This window comes from Sinomicrobium pectinilyticum, assembly GCF_003725735.1.
Lineage (GTDB): Bacteria > Bacteroidota > Bacteroidia > Flavobacteriales > Flavobacteriaceae > Sinomicrobium > Sinomicrobium pectinilyticum.
This window is the reverse complement of the sequence record NZ_RJTM01000043.1, coordinates 1-20,227: the sequence shown is the minus strand read 5'-3', so window position 1 is coordinate 20,227 and position 20,227 is coordinate 1. Positions and strand designations below refer to the sequence as shown.

Annotated in this window: 9 protein-coding genes; all 9 read left to right on the top strand. The window is 49.3% G+C overall.

Annotation, left to right across the window (positions count from 1 at the left end):
- Nucleotides 1-2,770, top strand: a 2,770-nt coding sequence (locus ED312_RS07465) for a glycoside hydrolase family 78 protein (protein ID WP_123215387.1), incomplete at its 5' end; no start/stop codon positions are given.
- On the top strand, nucleotides 2,767-4,218 hold the full coding sequence (locus ED312_RS07460; RefSeq protein ID WP_123215386.1) for an alpha/beta hydrolase family protein: 1,452 nt from the start codon (nucleotides 2,767-2,769) through the stop codon (nucleotides 4,216-4,218). The genes ED312_RS07465 and ED312_RS07460, both read left to right, overlap by 4 nt.
- 244 nt (nucleotides 4,219-4,462) lie before the next feature.
- The gene (locus ED312_RS07455; protein ID WP_123215385.1) at nucleotides 4,463-6,919 is read left to right on the top strand and encodes a glycoside hydrolase family 95 protein; all 2,457 of its coding nucleotides are present in this window, start codon (nucleotides 4,463-4,465) and stop codon (nucleotides 6,917-6,919) included.
- Nucleotides 6,920-7,089: 170 nt separating this feature from the next.
- Nucleotides 7,090-8,637 (top strand): MGH1-like glycoside hydrolase domain-containing protein, encoded by a 1,548-nt coding sequence (locus tag ED312_RS07450; RefSeq protein ID WP_123215384.1) that lies wholly within the window; start codon nucleotides 7,090-7,092, stop codon nucleotides 8,635-8,637.
- Between the two features lie 182 nt (nucleotides 8,638-8,819).
- Nucleotides 8,820-11,579, top strand: a complete 2,760-nt coding sequence (locus tag ED312_RS07445; protein WP_123215383.1) for an alpha-L-rhamnosidase — start codon at nucleotides 8,820-8,822, stop codon at nucleotides 11,577-11,579.
- A 234-nt stretch (nucleotides 11,580-11,813) separates the two neighbouring features.
- Nucleotides 11,814-12,977: a sialidase family protein gene (locus ED312_RS07440; protein WP_123215382.1), complete on the top strand. Its 1,164-nt coding sequence runs from the start codon at nucleotides 11,814-11,816 to the stop codon at nucleotides 12,975-12,977.
- Between the two features lie 151 nt (nucleotides 12,978-13,128).
- On the top strand, nucleotides 13,129-14,049 hold the full coding sequence (locus ED312_RS07435; RefSeq protein ID WP_123215381.1) for a sugar phosphate isomerase/epimerase family protein: 921 nt from the start codon (nucleotides 13,129-13,131) through the stop codon (nucleotides 14,047-14,049).
- A 181-nt stretch (nucleotides 14,050-14,230) separates the two neighbouring features.
- Entirely contained in the window at nucleotides 14,231-16,930 is a 2,700-nt protein-coding gene (locus ED312_RS07430) for an alpha-d-galacturonidase (protein WP_123215380.1), read from the top strand.
- 196 nt (nucleotides 16,931-17,126) lie between these two features.
- A partial coding sequence (locus ED312_RS07425; protein WP_123215388.1) for a malectin domain-containing carbohydrate-binding protein occupies nucleotides 17,127-20,227 on the top strand: 3,101 nt, incomplete at its 3' end.

Here is a 20,227-nt window from a genome sequence, read left to right as displayed (position 1 = left end):
ATCGGCATGCGGAGAAGCCGAAGGCACTTTCCCGGAGGCGGTACGGCTTACCTGTGAAGCAGGGACAAACCCCATGGGCATTAATACGCAACATCCCCGATTGGGCTGGCAGTTACAGGCATCCGGAACAGACGTCCTGCAAACCGCTTATCGCATCCTGGTAGCCACCACCAGGGAAAAACTGGAAAAAGGAGAGGGTGATGTATGGGATAGCGGTACGGTAAACACGGCAGAAAGCCAGTGGGTGCCTTTTAAAGGCAATCCCCTGCAGGAAGAGCAGTATTATTACTGGAAAGTAAAAATATGGGACAACCGGGGGAACGAATCTCCCTGGAGTGCGGTAAACACCTGGTACCAGGCCCCGGAACAAAATACCTTGAAAGCCGGTTGGATAGGGGCAATCCGGAAAGAGGACAGCCGGCTGCCTGAGGGCCGGGACTTCCATACCCCGACCCTTAAAAAGAAAAAAAGAGATTCCATTGTTGCCGCCGCCGACTCCCTGGCCGGTAGAAGTATCCTGCTTCGAAAAACGTGGAAAAACGATAAAAAAGTAAAAGAAGCCATAGTTTTCATAAGTGGATTGGGGCAGTACGAACTCACTATCAACGGGGAGAGAACAGGAGATAGTGAGTTTGCCCCTTTATGGTCCGACTATGATAAAACCGTGTATTACAACACCTATGACGTTACCGCACAGCTGGCCGAAGGTGAAAATGTCGTGGGGGTGATGCTCGGCAATGGCATGTACAACACCCTGGCAGGACGATATTCCAAATTTTATGTCAGTTTTGGCCCGCCCACCCTGTTTTTCCGCCTGAAGATCACCTACACAGACGGAACCGAACAGGTGGTCCGTTCCGATGGTTCGTGGAAATACGATTACAGCCCGGTAGTATTCAACAGTATTTTCGGAGGTGAAGATTACGATGCCCGGCTCGAACAACCCGGCTGGGACCGTCCCGGGTTCGTAGATACCGGTTGGAAAGCTGTAGTGATACAGGAAGCCCCAGAAGGAACATTAAGGCCGCAGACCGCACCACCGGTAAAAGTGTTGCGGGAGTATACCGTAAAAGAACAGACCGAACCCCTTCCCAGTATATATGTACTGGATATGGGACAGAACATATCCGGTTTTCCCGAAATTAAAGTAAAAGGCAAAAAAGGACAGACCGTACGCATATGGGTAGGAGAATCACGCAGAGATGACGGTACCGTGGCACAGGGTGGTTCCGGAAAGCCATACTATTATCAATATACCCTGAAGGGAGATGGCGAAGAAACATGGCGCCCCAGGTTCAGTTATTATGGTTTTCAGTACGTCCAGCTCGAAGGAGCCAATTACCTTGAAGCCCGCAACGACACCCTGCCCACCATTTCCGGTGTAAAGTCGCTCTTTGTATATAATTCCGCCGAAAACACCGGTAGCTTTACTTCTTCCAACGAAATATTCAACCGTACACACCAGCTTATCGACAATGCCGTGAAAAGTAATTTCCAGAGTGTTTTTACCGACTGTCCGCATCGCGAGAAGCTCGGCTGGCTCGAAGAAACCCACCTTAACGGCCCGGGGCTTATTTACAATTACGACCTGAGGACCTTTATCCCGAAGATTATGCAGGACATAGCCGATGCGCAACGGCCGGACGGGCTCATTCCCAGTATAGCACCCGAATATATTGTTTTCGGAGGGGATTTTTCCGATTCGCCCGAATGGGGAGTGGCGGGAGTTATGCTGCCCTGGATGTATTACGAATACTATGGCGATGCATCCCTTATAGAAAAGTACTACCGCGTAATGAAAAAGTATGTCGATTACCTTACGACTACCGCCACAGACCATATCGTATCGCACGGGCTGGGAGACTGGTACGATTACGGTGAGCATGCCGCAGGATATTCCAAAAACAGTCCTGTTGCCCTGTCTGCCACATCCCATTATTTCATGGGGACCAAACTGGTTGCCAGGGCAGCCGGGATGCTTGGTAAAACAGAAGATGCCCGAAAATATAAAAATCTTGCAGAAACGATCCGCAAGGCTTTCAACCGGGAGTTTTTCGACCCCGCAACGGGACAGTACGGCACCGGCAGCCAGTTCAGTAATGCCGTACCGCTTTTTATGGATATCGTAAAAGAAGAGAACAGGCAGAAAGTGCTGGAGAACCTCCTGGCCGATATCCGGAAACACGGGTATCGCCTGACTACCGGTGACGTGGGAAACCGCTACCTGTACCAGGTACTTGCCCGTAACGGATATAACGACGTGCTGTATAAAATGCACAACCATTACGATACTCCCGGTTACGGGTTCCAGATCAGGTTTGGGTTAACAACACTTACCGAGCAGTGGGACCCCCGCAAAGGAAATTCCCTAAACCATTTTATGATGGGACAGATAGAAGAATGGTTTTTCCGCAGCCTTGGGGGCATCGTCCCGGATAAAGAAAAACCCGGTTTCCGTCATTTCTTCCTGCAACCCGAAATTGCGGACGATTTAACATATGTAAAAGCCGGGTACAATTCCATGTACGGCCCCATACATTCCGAATGGCACCGGGAAGGGAACACCGTGAAGTATACATTCGAAATCCCGGCAAATACCACGGCAACGGTAAAACTCCCCGGGGCCCGGCCCGAAGGGATAACCCTGAACGGGAAAACCATACGGGAAGAAGACCGGTTAACCGATAGTGACCTGCCTTCGTTCCATCTAGGTTCAGGAAAATATACGGTAGAATATACATGGGAACCGTCACATAAAGACAGCTTATGAAAGACAATAAAAAGATAAAAAAAGAATGCAGGAAGGCTGTGCCCGGAAGAAGGACATTTTTATTACTATTGTTCCTTCTGGCATATGGCAGCGAATTGTTTTCGCAAAACTCCGATAGTAAATATAACCAACCTATTTTGCACACTATTAATAAAATAGAGCGTATATTTAATGTAAATATTGAAGATGAAAGAGGACTTCTGAAAGACAAGAACCTTGACTATGCTGACTGGCGTATACGCTACGGACATCCTGAAATATCCCTTACCAATATCCTCGCCCCGTTCGACCTGACTTTCTTTAAGGAGTCCGATTCCGTTTACATCATCAGGAAGTTCGAATATCCCCGGCGTTCCGTAAACGTGGGGGAAGAGCGTCTGCAATACCTGAAGACCCTGTATAGTGATAAAGAGAGCTGGGAAAAACGCAGGGACTCCCTTAAAAGCTGTATGTATGCTGCCCTGTGGCTCGATAAGGCCCCGGAAGCACCCGGAACCAAACCTATTCTTACCAAAAAAAGAATATACGATGGCTATAGCGTGGAAAATATCGCACTTGAAATACTCCCGGGAGTATATGCCACGGGCTCCGTATACAAACCATATCCCCTGAAGGGAAAACACCCGGTTATCATATGCCCCAACGGGCATTTCGGCCAGGGAAGGTACCGGGAAAGCCAGCAGGTACGTTGTGCCACCCTGGCGAGAATGGGTGCTATAGTGGCCGGTTTTGACCTGTTTGGTTGGGGAGAATCGCAATTGCAGTTTCCTTACGAAAACCATCACAACAGTATTGCGGCAACCATACAGGTACTGGACGGCATGCGTTTACTGGATTACCTGCTTACCCTGCGGCATGCCGACCCGGAACGGGTAGGAGTTACCGGAGGTTCCGGCGGAGGTTCCCATACCATGTTCCTCACCGCACTGGACGACAGGGTAAAGGCGTCTGCACCCGTAGTTATGGTTTCCTCTCATTTTTCCGGCGGTTGTCCCTGCGAGAGCGGCCAGCCCCTGCACCTCTGTGGTGACGGTACCAATAATGCAGAAATTGCCGCTATGGCAGCACCAGGGCCACAACTCATCGTATCTGACGGAAAAGACTGGACACAGGCCGTACCCGGGCTTGAGTTTCCTTTCATACAACGCACATATGGTTTTTATGGAGAGAAAGACCGCGTTACCAATGCCCATCTCCCCGACGAAGGTCACGATTACGGGAAATCCAAACGAATGGCCGTGTATCGTTTTATGGCAGAATACCTCGGTCTGGACCTGAAAAAAGTACAGAACAGCAAAGGTGAAATAGACGAATCCGTTTGCGTGATAGAAGAAGAGAACACCCTGAAAGTATTCGGGGACAACGGGGAAAGACTACCGGAAAATGCCATAAAAGATATTAATGCACTATATAAACTTTTCGGAGAAAAAAATGAAAAAATACAATAACAACAAATAAACCATTAGTTTGTACTTTAAGGAATAACGAATGATGAATACTGAATATCGAATGACGAAGTTTTAAGAATTCTGAATTCAACTCAAACAAGTTCTTATAACACTTCGGAATTTACAAATCACAAAAAACTATCGAAAAGATAAAAGTTCTTCCCCTCAGGGGAAATGCCGAAGACAGAGGGGTGCCTCTCGAAAGACAGAATAAATTCAAAAACATACATAAATAATAATCCCGATGAAACTATCACACATCGTACTACTATTAATCTTTTGTACCGGAGCTCTTGCTACGTATGCACAATCCCCGCAAAACCCCATGAAACTCTGGTACGACAAACCGGCATCGAACTGGAATGAAGCCCTTCCGCTCGGAAACGGCAGGCTCGGGGCCATGGTATTCGGAGATCCTGCCATGGAGCGCCTTCAACTGAATGAAGAAACCATATGGGCCGGATCGCCGAATAACAATGCCAATCCCGAAGCACTGAAGGCATTGCCCGAGGTGAGGAAACTTATTTTCGAAGGGAAATATAAGGAAGCCGACGCCCTGGTCAACAAGGAAATGATGGCTACAACCAATAACGGGATGCCTTACCAGACCTTTGGCAGTTTGTATATTTCCTTTCCCGGGCATGCGGCGTATACCGATTATTATCGGGACCTGGATATTGCCAATGCTACGGCTACCGTAAAATATAAAGCGGGCGATGTAACCTATACGAGAGAGATTATTACCGCCTTCAGGACCGATGTTATAGCTGTTAAGCTCTCTGCTGACAAACCGGGAAGTATTACCTGTAATCTTTCCATGAACAGTCCGTTCGATCATACCGACCCTTATGCCAACGAAGACCAGCTAGTCCTTTCTGGGGTTAGCAGTACGGTAGAAGGGCAAAAAGGAAGAGTCAAATTTATGGGGCGGCTGGCGGCAACGCACCGGGGAGGAAAAATTACTGTACAGAACGGTATTATGAGTTTCGACAACGTAGACGAAGCTACCCTGTATATCTCCATAGCCACCAATTTTAAGAACTATAAAGAACTGTCCGTAGACCAGGAGCAAAAGAGTAGGAACCTTCTCCAAAAAGCCCTGGCTCAAGATTTCGACAATATCCGTTCCGCACATATCGCGTATTACCGAAAATTTATGGACAGGGTATCTCTCGATCTCGGTATCACCGATGCCGCAAAACTACCTACCGATCAACGGATCAGGAACTTTTCGGAAGTGTCCGATCCGCAGCTTGCGGCCCTCTATTTTCAATTCGGCAGGTACCTGCTGATATCCAGTTCACAACCGGGCGGACAACCCGCCAACCTGCAGGGAATATGGAACGATATGCTTTTTCCGCCCTGGGAAAGTAAATACACCGTAAATATCAATGCCGAAATGAACTACTGGCCGGCACACTCCACCAATCTCACCGAAATGCACGAACCCTTTGTACAGATGGCCGTAGAAGTGAGCGAAAGCGGGAAAGAAACCGCCAGGGTCATGTATGATGCCGACGGTTGGGTACTGCACCACAACACCGATATATGGCGCTTTACCGGGGCAATAGACATGGCTGCATCCGGAATGTGGCCCACCGGCGGAGCGTGGTTTTGTCAGGACTTATGGGACCGTTATCTATTTACGGGAGACAAAGAATACCTGGAAAAAATATACCCTGTAATGAAAGGATCGGCCCGGTTTTTCCTTGACTTTATGGTACCACACCCCGAGCATGGCTGGCTGGTGGTAGTGCCCTCGGTTTCCCCGGAAAATACCCATGCTGCTAACGACGGAAAGGCGTCCGTAGCGGCAGGGACTACGATGGATAACCAGCTGGTGTTCGACCTGTTTACCCATGTCGGCGAAGCAGCCGCGATATTGGGTACGGACCGGGACTTTATATCGCAGCTGGCCGCAGCTAAAGCCAGGCTTGCACCCATGCAGATAGGAAAACACGGCCAGTTGCAGGAATGGATGCACGATTGGGACGATCCCGAAGATAAACACCGGCATGTGTCGCACCTCTACGGACTGTTCCCCAGTAACCAGATTTCCCCCTTCCGCACCCCGGAACTGTTCGATGCCGCAAAAACATCCTTAAAGTTTCGTGGGGATAAATCCACCGGGTGGTCTATGGGGTGGAAAGTGTGCCTGTGGGCCAGGCTGCTCGATGGTGATCATGCCTATAAGCTTTTGCAGGATCAGCTCAGCCTGGTAGTCCCGGGAAAAAAGGGTGGCGGAACCTATGCCAATATGCTCGACGCACACCCTCCGTTCCAGATCGACGGTAACTTCGGCTGCATAGCCGGTATAGCCGAAATGTTCGTACAAAGCCAGGAAGGTGCCGTGCACCTGCTTCCGGCATTGCCTTCGGCATGGAAAGACGGTGAGGTCAAAGGACTCGTAACCCGCGGAGGGTTTATACTCGATATGACCTGGAAAAACGGTAAGCTTCACAAAGCCACCATAACATCCGGAAACGGGGGGAACCTGAGATTGCGTTCCGTAACCGGGTTAAAAGGAGAAAACCTGAAAAGGGCAAAAGGGAAAAACACCAACCCGTTTTTCGCGGTTCCCGATATAGCCGATCCGGTTATAGCCGATAAGTCTAAACTAAACAAGGTAAAGTTACCCCGGTATAAAGAATATGACCTGCAAACCGTTGCAGGAAAAACATATACGGTGTATGGAGGGTAGGACGGTGGCTTCGGTACACTTCCGCCTTTCGGGCGGAAGCACTCAGCCACCTTCGTAAAGGCTTTGAAAACCTGCCCTTCCGCTTTAGTTTATCCTGAGTTTATCAAAGGCCAAACTTAAAACCTGTTACCTGAAACCTGAAACTTGTAACCTGTAACCTGTAACTAAAAATGAAACCCATCCTTAAATACATCTTCATCACCATTATCACTACGACACTCAGTTGCGGTACGGACGGACAGGCCGGTAAACCGGCTGTCCTGAAAGCAGAAGATTTTGCACATTATGCAGCCTATTTTAACCGTATGGAAGATGAGAACATTCGTCAGGCCATACCCAACGACAGCGCCTGGGCATGGATGAAAGAGAATATCCCTTTATTCCAGTGCCCGCAGGATAATTTCGAGGAAATGTATTATTACCGCTGGTGGAGTGTGCGCAAACATATTAAAGACACCCCCCGGGGCTATGGTATTACCGAGTTCCTTGTAGAGCGTTCGTATGCCGATAAGTACAACCTCATCAGTTGTGCCCTCGGGCATCACATTCGCGAATTCCGCTGGTTGCACAATCCCGGATATATAGAGCAGAACGTACATGTATGGTACCGTGGAAATGAAGGGGCCCCCATGAAAAAATTACGCTCTTTCAGCAGCTGGACGGCATCTTCCCTCTATGATCTTTACCTGGTAAACGGGGATAAGGATTTCCTTCTCGATATGCTTCCCGACCTGCTCAATGAGTACAAGGCATGGGAAAAAGACCGGGGGCGTCCCGACGGGTTGTTTTGGCAGAATGATGTTAAGGACGGTATGGAAGAATCCCTGAGCGGGAGCCGTCATGAGCGAAATGCACGTCCTACCATAAACAGTTATATGTATGGTAATGCACGGGCTATTGCCGGCATAGCCAGGCTGAAAGGCGATGCCGGGCTTGCGGGGCTGTACGATGCAAAAGCGGATACCCTCCGACAATTAATCCAAAAGACCCTATGGAACAGTTCCGATCGTTTTTTCGAAACCTATACACAGGCCGATAGCTCAGCAAACGTAAGGGAAGCTATAGGATTTATTCCCTGGTATTTTAACCTCCCGGAACAGGGTAAGGGTTATGAAGAAGCGTGGCAGCAAGTGAAAGAAGAGGAAGGTTTTCTCGCTCCTTTCGGCCTTACTACCGCCGAACGACGAAGCCCCCGCTTCCGTACCCACGGTACGGGAACCTGCGAATGGGACGGCGCCGTATGGCCTTTTGCCACTGCCCAGACTCTGACGGCCATGGCCAATGTACTCAACGGGTATAAGCAGGATTACATAAATAAGGAAGATTATTTCAAACACATGAACCTGTATGTCGAAAGCCAGTATTATCGTGGCAGGCCGTATATCGGCGAATACCTGGACGAGACCACAGGGTACTGGCTTATGGGAGACTGGGAAAGGAGCAGGTATTATAATCATTCCACATTTAACGACCTGATCATTAACGGGCTTATAGGGCTACGCCCGAGAGGAGACAACAAAATAGAAGTGAGCCCGCTTATCCCTCGGGATACATGGGACTGGTTTTGCCTGGATAATGTACTGTATCACGGAGACATTCTCACCATCCTGTGGGATAAAACCGGGGAGAAATACCATAAAGGCAAAGGCTTTCGTGTATTCCGCAACGGAAAGGAAATAGCTTCAACCGGGCAATTGGAGAAGATTATAACAGAATAAAAACAAATAACATGCACCGATCTGGCGCTCGTTTGCAACGAGTGTCGATTTATCCGGCTTTCATGCGCGTTGCAAACGCACTTTATAATAAGTACTCGTTTCCGCCTTGCTTAAACGAGCACTAGTTTGGAAGTTTTGTAGTGTAAAAAGAAATATAAGAATAAGAAACAAATACAAACACCATGCATATCCGTATTCTTTGCCTGATATACTGTTTAGTGAGCCTGACTACCATCTTTGCAGCCACGGATGGTCCCGGTATCGCCATAACCGACCTCCGGTGTGAGATGCTTACCGATCCGCTGGGTATCGATGTTGTGCATCCCAGGTTGAGCTGGCGCTTGCGGCCCGGTAAAACAGGCGGGCATCGCACAGCTTACAGGATCATGGTTGCGTCTACCCGTGAGAAGCTCGAAAACAATGAAGCAGACCTCTGGGACAGCGGCAGGGTACAGGACCAAAATGCATGGTATGTCCCTTATCGGGGCAAGCCCCTGCATAGCAAGCAGCAAGCCTGGTGGAAGGTAAAAGTATGGACACCGGAAGGCGAAAGCCCCTGGAGCGATATGGCTTACTGGAGTATGGGAATACTGAATTATGCCGAATGGAAATCCACCCGGTGGATTGGTATGGACAAAGCTTTTGGATGGGACAGTATAAACCAGTTTTCCCGTTTGTCCGCACGCTATCTCCGTAAAGAGATTGAAGTGGAAAAAGAGGTGGCCCGGGCCAGGGTGTATATTATGGGATTAGGCATGTACGAACTGTATATCAACGGTGAAAGGATAGGGGACCAGGTGCTGGCTCCCGTACCTACCGACTATACTAAGAATGTAAAGTATAACGTCTATGATGTCACTGCCGTACTGCAACCCGGTATCAATGCCCTGGGTGCCATACTCGGTAACGGAAGGTACTTTACCATGCGCCAGCATTACAAGCCCTATAAGATAAAAACTTTCGGTTTCCCGAAAATGGCCATGCAACTGGATATAGAGTATACCGACGGGACCCGTGAGATCATTAAGACCGACGAAAGCTGGAAGCTCACGGCCGACGGCCCCATCCGTACCAATAACGAATACGACGGGGAAGAATACGATGCCCGCAGGGAAATGCCGGGCTGGAACCGGGCCGGTTATGATGACAGCCGTTGGTTGAATGCCACTTACGTACAGGAGCCGGGCGGTTTCTATGAGGCACAGATGACACCGGGTATGCGTGTTATGGAAACGATAGATCCCGTCGCCATAAAGCGTAAGGGCGATAAGTATATTCTCGATATGGGGCAGAACATGGTAGGCTGGCTGCGTATTAAAGTCAGCGGAAATGCCGGAGACCAGGTAACCCTGCGTTTTTCCGAATCGCTCGGGGAAGACGGATCGCTCTATACCGAAAATCTTCGCGATGCCAGAGTAACCGATGTCTATACCCTGAAAGGGGACGGGGAAGAAACATGGCATCCCGCTTTCGTTTACCACGGTTTCCGGTATGTGGAAATAACGGGCTTTCCCGGCGATCCCGATTTGGAAAACTTCAAAGGAGAAGTAGTGTATGATGCGATGGAAACAACCGGGACATTCGAAACTTCCGATGTCACCCTCAACCGGGTTTTTGAGAATGCCTATTGGGGAATAAGAGGTAATTATAAAGGAATGCCGGTCGATTGTCCGCAACGCAACGAACGACAGCCCTGGCTCGGGGACCGCGCTACCGGGGCCTACGGGGAAAGCTTTGTCTTTGGCAATGCCACGCTTTATGCCAAGTGGCTCGACGATATACAAAAGGCCCAGACCGATGACGGAGGCATTCCCGATGTAGCCCCCGCTTTCTGGCGGTATTACGGGGATAATGTCACCTGGCCCGCTACATATTTTACGGTAGCCGATATGTTGTATTCCCATTATGGAGATACCAGGGCCCTGGAAGCCCATTACCCTTCCATGAAAAAGTGGATGCAATATATGGAAGCCAACTACCTCAAAGAAGGGCTTATGACCAAAGACAAGTATGGCGACTGGTGTGTACCCCCCGAGTCCCTGGAGCTTATACATTCCGAAGACCCCGCACGTAAGACAGACGGTGTATTGCTGGCCACGGCCTATTATGTACATCTTCTGCGGCTCATGACAAAATTTGCCGGTGTTATCGATGCCCCGCAAAAAGATTTAGAGCATTATCAGAACCTGAAGGAAAAAATGACAACGGCCTTTCAGCAACGTTTTTTCGATGCGGAGCACAACTATTACGATAATAATACCGTTACCGCAAACCTTCTGCCTTTAACCTTTGGTATGGTCCCGGAAAACAGGGAGAAGGAGGTTTTTGATAACATCATCCGCACCATAGAAAAAACCAATAACGGTCACATCAGTACGGGGGTCATAGGAACGCAATTCCTTATGCGAACCCTTACCCGTTACGGCAGGGCAGACCTTGCTTATAAGCTGGCCTCCAATACCACGTATCCGAGCTGGGGCTATATGGTAGAAAACAGGGCCACAACCATATGGGAACTGTGGAACGGTAACACCGCCAGCCCGAAAATGAACTCACAGAACCACGTTATGCTGCTCGGTGACCTGCTGGTGTGGTATTACGAGGATCTCGCCGGAATTAAAAGCGCCCCGGGTTTTCCGGGGTTCGGGAAAATAATAATGAAGCCGGCCTTTAACAGTGGTTTGGATAAAGTATCCGCAACCTATAATTCCGTGAGAGGACAGATCGGAAGCCATTGGCACAAAAAAGGAAGGAAGCTGGAATGGCAGGTAACCGTTCCGCCGGACGCATCGGCAGAAGTACACCTTCCCGGGGAAGAAGCAGAAAAAGTGAAGATCAATAAGAAAAAATTAAACAGCAGCGGAACAGACTATCGCCGGGAACAGGGAAAAATCATTGCTGAACTACCTCCGGGGACTTACACTATCCGGATTGACGGATAACACGGTAAAATCGGGACAGTGCAGGATACCCTTAATAAATGTATTTTTTACATTAGCAGCGGTAGATCATAGCATAAAACAGAAAAGATGAAACCGACATGATTAAAATAATCCTTGATACATATAGGAGAATGATTGTTTTGATCTTCAAACCTGCATGCCGGTCAGGCAGGAGTTTCATTCCTGTGCTGAACTTATTGAAGCATGACTATTAAAAAAATAATAAAAAGAGACATGAAAACCTTACGTATTGCAGCGCTGGTATGCGTCGCATTGACTTTGTACAATTGCAAGACAAAAACCAAAACACCTCCTGAGAACGAAACCTGGAGAAAAGGTATCGTAACAGACGAATTTATTTACGAAGAAGCGCCATATCCTTCCTGTCATGCCGCCACTATAGCCGAAACCCCGGACGGATTGGTGGCCGCATGGTTCGGTGGCACCAAAGAGCGCAATCCCGATGTGGGGGTATGGGTAAGCCGTAAGACCGGCGACAGCTGGAGCACACCTGTGGAAGTGGCCAATGGCGTTATTAACGATACCCTGCGTTATCCTTCGTGGAATCCCGTCCTGTACCAGGTTCCCAACGGCGACCTGTTGCTGTTCTACAAAATAGGTCCCAAACCTTCCGAATGGTGGGGGTTAAAAATGAGTTCTTCCGATGGCGGAAAGACCTGGTCCGAGCCCGAAGAACTGCCCGATGGCTATATAGGGCCTGTAAAGAATAAACCCGTCCTGGTCGAAAACGGTAACCTCGTGTGCCCAACCAGTACCGAAGGTAACGGCTGGCACGTACGTATGGAGATCACCTCCGATTTCGGAAAAACGTGGAGCATGACCGATACCATACCCAGGGGACCGGAACCCATAAATGCCATTCAGCCCAGCGTGCTTACACATGGTAACGGAAAACTGCAGATCATTTGCCGCACGCGGAACAGGGCACTGGCCACGTCGTGGTCCGAAGACTACGGAGAAACCTGGTCAGACTGGGAGTTGCTCAGCCTGCCGAATAACAATTCGGGTACTGATGCCGTAACCCTGCAGGACGGGAGGCATCTCCTGGTATATAATCACGTGTTGCCGCCGGACGGAAAAGTAAAAGGGCCGAGAACGCCCTTGCACGTCTCCTTATCCGATGATGGTGTAAACTGGGAAGCATCCCTGATTCTCGAAGATTCCGAGATCAGTCAGTATTCCTATCCCTCCGTGATCCAGGGGGCGGACGGTATGATCCATATTGTTTATACCTGGAGACGGGAAAAGATAAAATACGTAAAGGTAGACCCCGATAAAATGGTGTCTTACCCTATAGAGAATGGTATATGGCCTGGGGTTTCGGTACATTCCGACCAGGAGCCGGAAAACTCAGCCTCCTTGGGAGCATCGTTGTAATCTTATAGAGAATCTGAAAAAGACAGAACAGAAGTGGCTGAGTGTCTGAGCGTAGCTACAAGTATATTGAACAAAGGTGGCTGAGTGCCCGAGCGAAGCTACGGGTGTATCGAAGCCACCGACCGTAACCAGTACCCAAAAAACCCGAATAATGAAAAACCAACATAAAAAGAACCACCGCAGGGACTTCCTGAAAACCGCTTCCCTGGCTACGGCGGGGATAGTGGTGGCCGGAGCATGCACTAACCCCTTACACGCACTTACCGCAAATACCGGAAAGCAGCGGTATAAAATAGCCGTTTGTGACTGGATGATACTTAAAAGACAAAAGCTCAGTGCCTTTTCCTTAGCCGAAGAGATCCATGCCGACGGTATAGAACTGGATATGGGCGGACTGGGCTCCAGGGAAACTTTTGACAGTAAACTGTCCGATCCTGCCATGGTAAAACAGTTCCTCGAAGCCTCCCGGAGTACCGGTGTGGATATCAGTTCCGTAGCCATGTCCGGGTTTTATGCCCAGTCCTTTGCCGAACGCCCTACGGTAGACCGCATGGTACAGGATTGCGTAAATACCATGAAAGCAATGAATGTCAACATAGCCTTTTTGCCCCTCGGTGTACAGGGCGATATGGTAAAATACCCCGAATTGCGCCCCAAAATCGTGGAAAGACTTCGAAGCGCCGGAGAAAAAGCAGGTAAAATAGATGGGATTATCGCCGTGGAAACCTCTTTTGATGCCACCGAAGAAAAGAAGTTCCTGGAAGAAGTTAATTCTCCCCACATCAAAAGTTCCTTCAATTTTGCCAATGCCATAAAACATGGAAAAGATATCAGCAAGGAACTTCGCATACTCGGAAAAAAGCATATTGCCCAGATACACTGTTCCAATACGGACGGTGTATGGCTGGAAAACGATAAACAGGTAAATATGCCCGGCATAAAACATACCCTCGACAAAATGAAGTGGGAAGGATGGCTTATCGTAGAAAGATCAAGGGACGTAAATATGGTAAGGAACGTAAAAGCCAACTACGGTGCCAATGTAGCCTATCTGAAATCTGTATTTCAGTAAAAACGTGATTTTAGATGTAAGACCCCCTGGCGCTCGTTTGCAACGAGTGCCTCCAACCAACCCGGGGCTTCGGGCTTCGGTACATTCCGGCTCCGCCGGAACACTCAGCCGCCTCCGTTTCGACAAACCTGCAACCTGCAACCTGCAACTTGTAACTTGTAACCTGTAATATAAAACCAAAATGCAACAAACCCGGTCATACATACCGTATTTTTTCCTTATTCTGAGTATAATATTCCTGTCCTGTTCCCGGCAAAAGCAGGTAACCATCATATACGACGATAATGCCTCCCCGAGAATACAATTCGGAGTGGAGAAACTCTCGGAAGCATTGCAGGAAGCAGGTTATAAGACCGGTATTTCATCCGATACCACACTGGTTTCCGGGAAGGTAAAAACCATTTATATCCGGAATGCCGGAGATGCTTCGCTCCGGAAAGAAGGTTTCCGCATTGCGGCAACAAAAAACGGGTTGCAGGTAGAAGGTGCAGATCCGTCCGGGGCGCTGTACGGTGCATTGGAAATAGCGGACAGGGTCAGGGAATCCGGTGAGGTCGACTTTACGCTCGATTTCTCCGATGCTCCCGAAATGGTGCTTCGCGGTAGTTGTATCGGGGTACAGAAACCCACCTATCTTCCCGGGAGAACCGTATACGAATACCCCTATACCTCGGAAACCTTTCCCTGGTTTTACGATAAAGACCTGTGGATAAAATACCTTGACAATATGGTGGAGAACAGGATGAACTCCCTTTACCTGTGGAACGGCCACCCTTTTGCCTCCCTGGTAAAACTGAAAGACTATCCTTTTGCCGTAGAAGTAGACGAAGAAACCTTTAAAAAAAACGAGGAGATCTTTCGTTTCCTTACCGAAGAAGCTAACAAAAGGGGCATCTGGGTAATACAGATGTTCTATAACATTATCGTATCCAAACCCTTTGCCGAACACTACGATATCAAAACCCAGGACAGGCAGCGTCCCATAACGCCGCTGATTGCCGATTATACACGTAAGTCCATTGCCGCTTTTATAGAGAAGTATCCCAACGTAGGGCTTCTGGTAGCCCTCGGAGAGGCCATGAGCGGTAAAGAGACCGATGTGGAATGGTTTACCGAAACCATCATTCCCGGGGTTAAAGACGGTTTAAAAGCTTTGGGCAGGACCGATGAGCCCCCCATTATTCTCAGGGCACATGACACCGATGTGCCGTTGGTTATGAAGCACGCACTGCCCCTGTACAGCAACCTGTATACCACCCATAAATATAACGGGGAATCACTCACCACTTACGAGCCCCGCGGCCCGTGGTCGGAGATCCACAAGAAACTCAGCCAGGCGGGTTCCGTACACATTTCCAATGTACATATTCTGGCCAACCTGGAACCTTTCCGTTACGGTTCGCCCGACTTTATTCAGAAAAGCATACTCGCGATGCACCACGTTCACGGGGCCAATGCACTGCACCTTTACCCGCAGGCGTCCTATTGGGACTGGCCGTATACCGCCGATAAAACCGAGCCCCGTTTGCTCGAAATGGAGCGCGATTGGATATGGTATAAAGCATGGGCGCGGTACGCCTGGAAAAGCGAAAGAAAAAGGGCAGACGAAATAGCATACTGGGGAAATATGCTGGCCGATATGTACGGGACCGGCAGGGAACAGGGCGAGGCCATTCTCGATGCCTACGAAGAATCCGGTGAAATAGCCCCGAAAACGCTGAGAAGGTTCGGTATTACCGAGGGTAACAGGCAAACCCTGCTGCTCGGTATGCTTGCCAGCCAATTGGTGAACCCATATAAATACCATATTTATCCCGGGTTTTACGAATCCTGCGGCCCCGTCGGGGAAAAGCTGATAGAGTATGCCGAAAAAGAATGGAAAGGAGAGGAGCATACCGGGGAGACCCCCGTACAGATCATCAATGAAATCACGGCACACGGAGAAAAAGCGGTAGAGGCCATAGAAAAGGCCGAAGCCGGGGTCACTAAGAACAAGCGAGAGTTTGGACGGCTTAAAAACGATATGTATTGCTACAGGGCCTTTGCCAATTTCTTCTCGTGGAAAGTAAAATCCATGCAGCACGTACTGCGGTACCAGAATTCCGAAGACCTGATCGACCTGGAAAAGGCCGTAGAGCCGCTGGAAAAGAGTATAGTGCACTATAAAGAATTAGTAGAATTAACTAAAGATAATTACTTGTATGCTAACAGTATGCAAACCGCACAAAGACGTATACCGATAGGCGGAGACGATGGCAAGCACAAAACCTGGGAAGAAATGCTGCCGCTATACGAAAGAGAACTGGCTAACCTTCAAAGAAACATAGAAAGGCTTAAAGCATCCGAAGACGGAAAACTCCGGAAAGAAGAAGTAAAGCCGTGGATATCTGCAGAAGTAACCTTACAACAGGAAGCAAAAAGATATGCGGTAAAGAAGGGTCAGCAGGTATATGAAGGAATACCCGCTACAGCGATAGCTGGCGAACTTAAAGCGCTCAAAGGCGTATGTATATCGCAGGAAGAGCAGATAGAACGGGGTACACGCCTTAAATTTCGGAATGACAAGCCGGTAAAGGTAGTGGTCGGGTACTTCAATACCGATCAAAAGCGGTTTTTATTACCCCCCGTACTCGAAACCAATGCGGCAGGTAACCTGCGGGGAGAAGCCGAAGTAGTCATAGCCAATGCAATGGAAGTAAAAGATATGCCGAGAATAAACATACATACCTATACATTCGATGCCGGCGATAACGAACTGGTGCTGGACAAAGGCCGGGCCCTTATTCTCGGGTTTATAGATGCGGAGCAGGAGATCAAAGACCGTGACGCCGGGCTCGTCGGGGCAGATGAGAAGAAAGCCATAGATTGGTTGTTTTATTAGTTATTGGGTTAATGAGTTATCAGGCAACCCGGGCTTCGATACATTCCGGCAAAGCCGGAACACTCAGCCGCCTCCGCCATGGCTGCAACTTGAAACCTGCAACTTGAAACCTGCAACTTGAAACCTGCAACCTGGAACCTGCAACCTGCAACCTGGAACTTGCAACCCGAAACCCGTCCAACTATAAATTAAAAAAATGTACAAAATACTAGCTTTAATATGTTTATGGTGCTGCATTCCGGGAATGTCTGCCGGACAGGAAAAATTCGTCCGCCGGGTCATTTCCTTGAATGCAGATTGGAAAACAATAGCCAGGGAAAGTCACGATACGGTCGGAGAAGCATCCTTTATCCGAAACAATTATAAAGACAGCAACTGGCAGCAGGTAAACGTACCGCACAACTGGGACCGTTACGAAGGATACCGGCGTATGAAGCACGGTAACCGTCACGGTACGGCCTGGTACCGCCGCGAATTGTTGCTGGACAAGAAAGAAAAGAACAAGCGCTATTTCCTGTTCTTCGAAGGTGTCGGGTCTTATGCTACCGTGTGGGTAAACGGGCAGAAAGCAGGAGAACACCAGGGTGGGCGAACCACGTTCACCCTGGATATTACCGATGTTATACATGCGGGGAAACCCAATATCATAGCCGTAAAAGCCGGGCATCCCTCCTTTATTACCGACCTGCCCTGGGTATGTGGCGGATGTTCCGGTGAATGGGGCTTTTCCGAAGGCTCCCAGCCCATGGGGATATTCCGTCCCGTATCGCTTGTCGTTACCGGGGATATCCGTATAGAGCCGTTCGGTGTACATATCTGGAACAGTGAAAAGATATCCGAAGCAAAAGCCCGGCTCCGGGTAACGGCAGAAATACACAATTACCGTAAAAAACACGCCCGGATACAACTGGAACATACGTTGCGGGACAGTATGGACAATGTCGTGGCCAGGTCCGTTCAGGACATATCGCTGAAAAAGGGAGAAGTCCTGGAGACCGGAAAAACAGAACTCGAAGTAGAGCACCCGTATTTGTGGTCGCCCGAAAACCCTTATTTGTATCGGTTGTCCACTGTCATTAAGGAGGACGGAAAGGTTGTAGACAGTGTAGACACTCCTTATGGTATACGCTGGATCAGCTGGCCGGCAGGTAGAGAAGGAGACGACGGGCGCTTTTATCTCAACGGCAAACCGTTGTTTATCAACGGCACCTGCGAATACGAACATCTGACGGGTAAAAGCCATGCCTTTACCGCAACACAGGTTGAGGCACGTATAGACCAGGTCAAGGCTGCCGGGTTTAACGCCTTCCGCGAAGCACATCAGCCGCATAACCTGCGGTACCAGCAGCATCTGGACCAGGAGGGATTACTGTTCTGGAGCCAGTTTTCGGCACATATCTGGTACGACACCCCGGAATTTCGCGAAAACTTTAAAAAACTCCTGAAACAATGGATACGCGAACGGAGGAACAGCCCTTCCGTGGTACTCTGGGGATTACAGAACGAAAGTGTCATTCCCGAAGCATTTGCACGGGAATGTACGGAAATCATACGGCAACTGGACCCGACCGCATCCGCCCAAAGACTGGTTACGACCTGTAACGGGGGAGAAGGGACAGATTGGAATGTAGTACAAAACTGGTCGGGTACCTACGGAGGAGATCCGTTCAACTACGGGGCCGAGCTCAGCAAAGAATGGCTCAATGGCGAGTATGGCGCCTGGCGCACTGCCGGGTTGCATGGCGAAGGCCCTTTCCGACAGAAAGGAGATTATACCGAAGAGCGCTTTTCCCAGCTTATGGAGATCAAGGTAGCACAGGCCGAATCCGCAAAAGATAAAGTAGCCGGACAGTTTCAGTGGTTGTTCTCCTCCCACGAAAATCCCGGCCGTATTCAGAACGGGGAAGGATGGCGGGATATAGACCGTGTAGGCCCGGTAAACTACAAGGGCCTGTTTACCGTATGGGGAGAACCTCTCGATGCCTATTATATGTATATGGCCAACTACGTCCCGGCGGATAAAAACCCAATGGCCTATATCGTATCGCACTCCTGGCCGGACAGGTGGACGAGCGCCGGTACGAAGGATAGTATTGTGGTGTATTCTAACTGTGAGGAAGTAGAACTGTTTAACGATACCGGTAAGGTTTCCCTTGGCAGAAAGAAAAATCCGGGCCGGGGGAAACATTTTCAATGGGATAACATACCTGTAAAGTATAATGTACTGTATGCCGTGGGGTATGAGAAAGGGCGGAAAGTTGTGACGGACATGGTAATGCTTCATCACCTTCCCGAAGCTCCCGGCCTGGAGCAACGGAAAGAAGCCCCCGGCGATATCCTCCTGCCCGAAGAGGGTAAAAACTACCTGTACCGTGTCAATGCAGGCGGACCGGAATATACCGATACCTATGGCAATGTATGGGCCGCCGATGTACATAAGGGTGCGGACAACACCTGGGGGTCGCTTTCCTGGACCGATGATTTTGACAACCTTCCCGATTTCTATGCCAGCCAGGGCAGGACTTTCGACCCCGTGTCCGGTACGGCCAACTGGCCCCTGTTTCAGCATTATCGTTATGGTATGGACAGGCTTCGTTATGAGTTTCCCGTACCTGAGGGAGAGTATACGGTAATGCTGTATTTTACCGAACCCTGGTACGGAACAGGAATGCAGGCCGATTGCAGTAACTGGCGCAACTTCGATATAACCGTTAATGACAGTACCGTACTCCGTAATTTCGATATCTGGAAAGAAGCCGGGCACGACAGTGCTGTGAAAAAGACTTTCAGGGTCCGCTCCGCACATGGAAAGATTAAAATATCATTTCCCGAAATTACTTCCGGGCAGGCCATTATAGCAGGCATAGCCATTGCTGCGGATAATCCCGGGACCGGCCCTGCACCGGCGTCTCCGCCCAACATCACCGGGATAAGGACCAGTGCCGTGGCTGATGGAAACTATGAACTGGTCAGTTGGTCAGACCTGGGGCAGAAGGTATATACCGACAGCCCTGCAACTTTTTCCGGACTGCCTTACCGGCTTTTCGGGGCAGATCGCCTTCGTTTTTCAAAATCACTTGCAGACAGGGAATTCCAAGGTAGTTTCGTAACCCTGAAAGCTTCCGGGATTTATGTTCTTATGGACAGCCGGGTAACCCGTTTACCCGCGTGGCTCAAGGAATATGAAAAAACAGACGATGTCGCGGCAAATGGAGAAGGTGGAGAATATACCGTATGCTATCGTAAGGCAAGCCGGGGAGAAAACATCGCTTTCGGAAAAAACGGGAGTATTGCAGG